Source organism: Streptomyces sp. NPDC002690 (genome assembly GCF_053592415.1).
The window spans coordinates 1-5,105 of the sequence record NZ_JBSFVR010000461.1 but is presented as its reverse complement, the minus strand read 5'-3'; the positions used below and the strand labels follow the sequence as shown (position 1 = coordinate 5,105).

The following is a 5,105-nucleotide window of genomic DNA, read 5'->3' as shown; positions in this document are numbered from 1 at the left end:
TAGCCGGCGTCAACCTGTACGCGCTCTCGATCGTCGTGGAAGCGCTGCTGGGCTGGGACCGCTGGGTCGCGATCGTCGTCGCCGGTGTGTTCGTCCTGCTCTACATCACCATCGGCGGACTCTCCTCGGCGATCTACAACGAGGTGCTCCAGTTCTTCGTCATCCTCGCCGCGCTGATACCCCTGACCATCCTCGGTCTCAAGCGCGTCGGCGGCTGGGACGGTCTGACCCACTCGCTGGAGAAGAGCCACGGCTCCAGCTTCATGTCCGCCTGGAGCGACACGGGCATCGGTGACAGCAACGCGCTGGGCGCCAACTGGCTGACGATCATCCTCGGCCTCGGCTTCGTCCTCTCCTTCGGCTACTGGACGACCAACTTCGCCGAGGTGCAGCGCGCCCTGTCCGCGAAGAACCTCTCGGCCGCGCAGCGCACCCCGCTCATCGCCGCGTTCCCGAAGATCTTCATCGTCTTCCTGGTGATGATCCCGGGCATGGTCGCCGCCGTCGTCGTCCCGAACATCGGCACCGACCGCTCGGACCTGACGTACAACGACGCCATCCCGCTGCTGATGCGCGAACTGCTCCCGAACGGTGTCCTCGGCATCGCCGTGACCGGTCTGCTGGCCGCGTTCATGGCCGGTATGGCCGCCAACGTCTCCTCGTTCAACACGGTGTTCACCACGGACATCTGGGCGCGGTACGTGAAGAAGGACAAGCCGGACGCCTACTACCTGAAGTTCGGCCGCCTCGTCACCGCCGTCGGTGTGCTCGCCTCGATCGGCACCGCGTTCATCGCGTCGAGCTTCACGAACATCATGAGCTACCTGCAGACGCTCTTCTCGTTCTTCAACGTCCCGATGTTCGTCGTGTTCATCATCGGCATGTTCTGGAAGCGCGCGTCGATGAAGTCCGGTGTCTGGGGCCTGGTCGCGGGCACCACCGCCGCGATGGTCAACTACTTCGTCTTCTACAAGCAGGGCATCATCGGCATCCCGACCGACCAGGGCGCGAACTTCGTCTCCGCCATCGTCGGCTTCGTCGCCGGTGCGGTCGTCATGGTCGTCGTCACCCTCTTCACGGCCCCCAAGCCGGAAGCCGAACTGGCCGGTCTCGTCTACGGCACCGAGTCCCCCGACGCCCCCGAGGTGCCCGAGGAGTCCGACTCCGCGTGGTACCGCAAGCCGGCCCTGCTGGGCTGGGGCGCCATCGTGATCGCCGCCGCCTGCTACATCCCCTACTCGTTCTGATCGGAGGAACCACCATGTCCGAGCTGCACAAGGAAGTCTCCGACCTGGAGAGCAAGTCCGCCACGGCGGCACGCCTCTTCGACATCAGGCGGATCATCGGCGGTCTCTTCGTGATCTACGGAGTCATCGTCACCATCGCGGGCATCAACCCGTCCGACGCCGACCTCAAGAAGGCCCAGGGCGTCAACATCAACCTCTGGACCGGCCTCGCGATGCTGGTCCTGGGGCTGCTCTTCCTGGTCTGGATGTGGCTGCGCCCGACGCAGGCTCCGGCCGAACCGATCGGGCAGGACGGCCCCGCCGGCCACTGACCGGCCGCACCGCACTTCCCCCCACGGTCCCCGCAGGGGCCGGACCCACCCGCCACTCAGGGTGCGTCCGGCCCCTGCGCCGTGTCGTACCCCAGCTCGCGCGCGGTCATCGCCGTGTGGACGACCGCACGGTCCAGCAGCCCGGTACGGGCCGCGAGCGCGGCGGCCTCCAGCCGGGACCCCACCCCGAGCTTCATCAGGACCCGCTGGACGTGGGTGCGGGCGGTGCTCGGCGCGATCCGCATCCCGGCGGCGATCAGTCGGGTGCCCTCGCCCTCGGCAACACGGACCAGCACCTCGGCCTCGCGGGGCGTCAGCAGCCGCAACAGCCGCTGGCCCTCGTCGTCGGGCTTCTCCACCGGGTGCAGCAGCTCGGTGAAGGCGCCCCTGAGCAGGGCGGGCGCGACCGACGACTCACCGGCCCTGGCCTTCATCATGGCCCGCTCGACGCCCTCGATGCGTTCGTCGTGCCGGACGTATCCGGCCGCTCCGGCCGCGAAGGCCGCCGCGATCCCCCGGGGACTGGGCACCGGGCCCAGCACCACCACCGCCACCTGCGGGCGCTCCCGTCCGATCCGCTGGATCGGATCGAAGGTGCCCGGAGCGGCGGGAGACGCCGTCCCGAAGAGGCAGACCTCCGGGGCCCTGGCTATGACCAGGTCGGCGGCGCCCGCAGTCGGCGCCGTGGCCGCGAGCACGCGGTGCCCCCGGAGCTTGAGTGCCGAGGCGAGCGCCTCGGCCAACAGGCGGTGGTCGTCGACCACCATGAGCCGCACGCTCATCGCGCAGATACCCCCAGTACCGCCGTGAACCGCCGTGCGCATGGGTGCCACGACCGTCGGCCCCCCGGCCTAGACCCGGCAAGCTACACGCTTGTTCGACGCCGTGGCGCCCATACGTGGCAGAAGCCCCCCAGAAGGCCGATTTCTTCTGCTTCGGATGTCACAGGGTTGACGGAAAACGATCGGCCCCGCCGGTCTCCTTCCGGCCGGCGGGGCCTCCTGCGACATGCGGACGACATCCGGACGGCACCCGGAGGGCGTCCTGCGGCGGGTCAGCCGGTGGTGAACACCATGGCGAGGAGACGGTCGTCGTCGGTCGCGCTCGACTCGCTGAGGATGTTCGGCGACAGGAAGAGCCGGCCCTTCTCGTACAGGAACTCCCCTCGGTCGTAACCGAAGTACGTCTCCGCGTCACGGGTCTTCTCGGTGCTGGGGTTCTCCATCAGCACCGTCTCCTTGAGGGTGGCCCCGTCGAGCGAGACGACCTGGCCGCCCTTGTCGTACGGGGGCACCTTGTACGCGATGACGTTGGTGCCGTCCATGCGGAGCGGAATCATGCTGTACCGCTCGCCGGCATCGGCGCGGGCGCCGAGCAGCTTGCCGGTGGTGAGGTCGAAGGCGACGACCTCGTTGGTGTCGCCGAACTCGGCGGTGCCCTCGTGGGATTCGGTGGGCACGTACAGGCGGTTGTTGCCCACGGTCATGCCGACGCACCGTTCCACCTCGGTGGAACCGCACTCCCCCGCGTACCGCTCGGCGTCGGCGGAGATCCGGACGATCAGCTTGCCGGTCCCGGCGTCGATGGAGAAGTAGTCGGAGATGCTGGAGCCGTCGCCGGCCGTCCTGCCGATGTCGGCGGCCACGACCAGCGGTTCGGTGGAGACGACCGCCGCGTACTCGACGCCGGGCGGCATGTCGTACGAGGAGAGCGGGGCGCCGGTCTTGGCGTCCAGCGTCTGGATGGAGAGCTTCGGGTCGTCGTACGAACCGCACCTGCGGACGGCGACGAGCGCCGGGCCGCCGGCGTAACCGGCGTCGTAGCAGTCGTCGGTGGAGACCTTCGGGGCCCAGAGCTGTGCGCCGGTGGCGATGTCGAAGGCCGCACCGCCGTCCGTGCCCCCCGCGGCGACGGTCGTGCCACTGACCGTCACCTCGTCGAAGCTCACCGGCTCGTCACCGTTGGAGGCGGCGACGACCGACTTCGACCAGATCATCTTGCCGGTGTTCAGGTCGAGCGCGCCGAGCTTGTCGCAGGACGGGTATTTGTCCGCCGAGGTCGGCTTGCCCTCCTGGAAGACGATCGCGGTCTTGTAGTCCTTCGTCATGTGCCGGGAGGCCGCGCAGAGCTGCCCCGCCGTAGGGATCGACCAGAGCTTGGTGCCCTTGGTCAGGTCGTACCCGGCGACCTCGTACACGCCGGTCTTCACGTACACCTTGTCGGTGACCCAGGAGCCGTAGACGGTGGTGACGTCGGAGACCTCCGGCTTGGGGATCTGGAAGGCGACGTGCGACTTGGTGGAGGCCGGCACCTTCTCGGTGCCTCCGGCGAGACCACCGCCGTCGCCCTTTCCGCCGTCACCCTTGTCGCCGCCACCGCCACCGCCGGTGGGGCCCGCGGTGGAGACTTTCGTGCCGCCGCCGTCGTCGGACGCCGAGTAGACGATCCCGGCGCCGACGATCAGCACCACGGCGAGCGCCGCGCCGATGATGATCTTCGCCTGGGCGGAGAGCTTCTTGCCGCCGCCGGAGCCCTGGGGCGGTTGCGGCTGCGCGTACTGCGGCTGCGTCGGGTAGCCGTATCCCGGCTGGCCGGGACCGGGCTGGCCGAAGTAGCCGGGCTGGCCGGGCTGCGAGGGGGTCGGCGTGTTCGGGTAGCCGTACCCGGGCTGCCCCTGCGGATAGCCGTACCCGGGCTGGGGCTGGGCCTGCGGGTATCCGTACGCGGGCCCGGCAGCGGGTCCCTGGGGTGGCTGAGGGGCCTGCGGCTGGGAGGCCTGGGGCTGCGGCGGCTGGGGGGCCTGGGGCGGTGCGCCGTACGGGCCGGGGGGCTGCTGAGCCGGGGCCTGCGGCGGCGGAGGGGTGGACGGCGAAGGCGGCGGCGCGCCGAATCCGCCGGCCGGCGGGTCCTGCGGGGCGCCGAACGCGCCCTTGGGCGGCTCGCCGGGCTGCTGGGCGGGCGGGGGCGGCTGGGTCATGTCGTACGTACCTCGGGAAAAGGATGGTCGGGGCGGGGGGAACCGGGAACGCGGCCCGGGAGCGGCGGTATCACTCGCCGAAGGCGATCACCGCGGTCTCGCGATCGTCGCCCTTGCTGCTGGAGTCGCTGAGCCGGCCGGCGACGATGATCGAACGTCCGTCCAGCCACAGGAACTTGCCGTTGTAGATCATTTGCTCGATGTTCGTCGTGGACTCAGGATGCTGGAGCAGGACCTTCGGGGCACCACCGATAGGCGCGATGGATGCGATGGCCCCGCCCTTGTCCCAGGACGCCTCGAAGTGGACGACGAGGTTGGCACCGTCCATCCGTACCGGCTCCATGACCCGGCCGGCCGGGGAGGCCGAACTCCACTTGGGCTTACCGGTGTCGAGGTCGAAGGCGACCACCTTGTTGGTGCGGTCCGTGGTGCCGGCCGCCTCGGTCGCCATGTAGACGGTGTCGGCGTTCACCACGACACCGGTGCAGTCGTCCAGGGACTTGGCGAAGATGTGCAGCGAACTCCCGCACTTCGGGGCGAACTTGTCCCCGGCCGCACCTTGCAGCTGGG

General features: G+C 69.6%; 4 protein-coding genes and 1 pseudogene. 2 read left to right on the top strand and 3 right to left on the bottom strand.

Annotated features, from left to right (window positions below; all coding sequences use genetic code 11):
• Positions 1–1,247, top strand: a 1,247-nt coding sequence (locus ACWD3D_RS33290) for a sodium:solute symporter family transporter (protein ID WP_451464447.1), incomplete at its 5' end; no start/stop codon positions are given.
• Positions 1,248–1,261: 14 nt separating this feature from the next.
• Positions 1,262–1,558, top strand: coding sequence for a hypothetical protein (locus tag ACWD3D_RS33285; protein ID WP_451464446.1), 297 nt, complete (start codon positions 1,262–1,264; stop codon positions 1,556–1,558).
• A gap of 56 nt (positions 1,559–1,614) precedes the next feature.
• Here ACWD3D_RS33285 and ACWD3D_RS33280 read toward each other — a convergent pair whose 3' ends face one another.
• From ACWD3D_RS33280 to ACWD3D_RS33270, 3 genes and pseudogenes are all read right to left on the bottom strand, one after another.
• Entirely contained in the window at positions 1,615–2,340 is a 726-nt protein-coding gene (locus ACWD3D_RS33280) for a response regulator transcription factor (RefSeq protein ID WP_451464445.1), read from the bottom strand.
• A 272-nt stretch (positions 2,341–2,612) separates the two neighbouring features.
• The gene (locus ACWD3D_RS33275; RefSeq protein ID WP_451464444.1) at positions 2,613–4,535 is read right to left on the bottom strand and encodes an outer membrane protein assembly factor BamB family protein; all 1,923 of its coding nucleotides are present in this window, start codon (positions 4,533–4,535) and stop codon (positions 2,613–2,615) included.
• Between the two features lie 70 nt (positions 4,536–4,605).
• Positions 4,606–5,105, bottom strand: a pseudogene (locus tag ACWD3D_RS33270) (PQQ-binding-like beta-propeller repeat protein); the annotation flags it as partial.

Bases quoted from the DNA above. Each gene is read 5' to 3' on its own strand.
- ACWD3D_RS33285 (WP_451464446.1), top strand. From the start codon at position 1,262: ATGTCCGAGCTGCACAAGGAAGTCTCCGACCTGGAGAGCAAGTCCGCC.
- ACWD3D_RS33280 (WP_451464445.1), bottom strand. From the start codon at position 2,340: ATGAGCGTGCGGCTCATGGTGGTCGACGACCACCGCCTGTTGGCCGAG.
- ACWD3D_RS33275 (WP_451464444.1), bottom strand. From the start codon at position 4,535: ATGACCCAGCCGCCCCCGCCCGCCCAGCAGCCCGGCGAGCCGCCCAAG.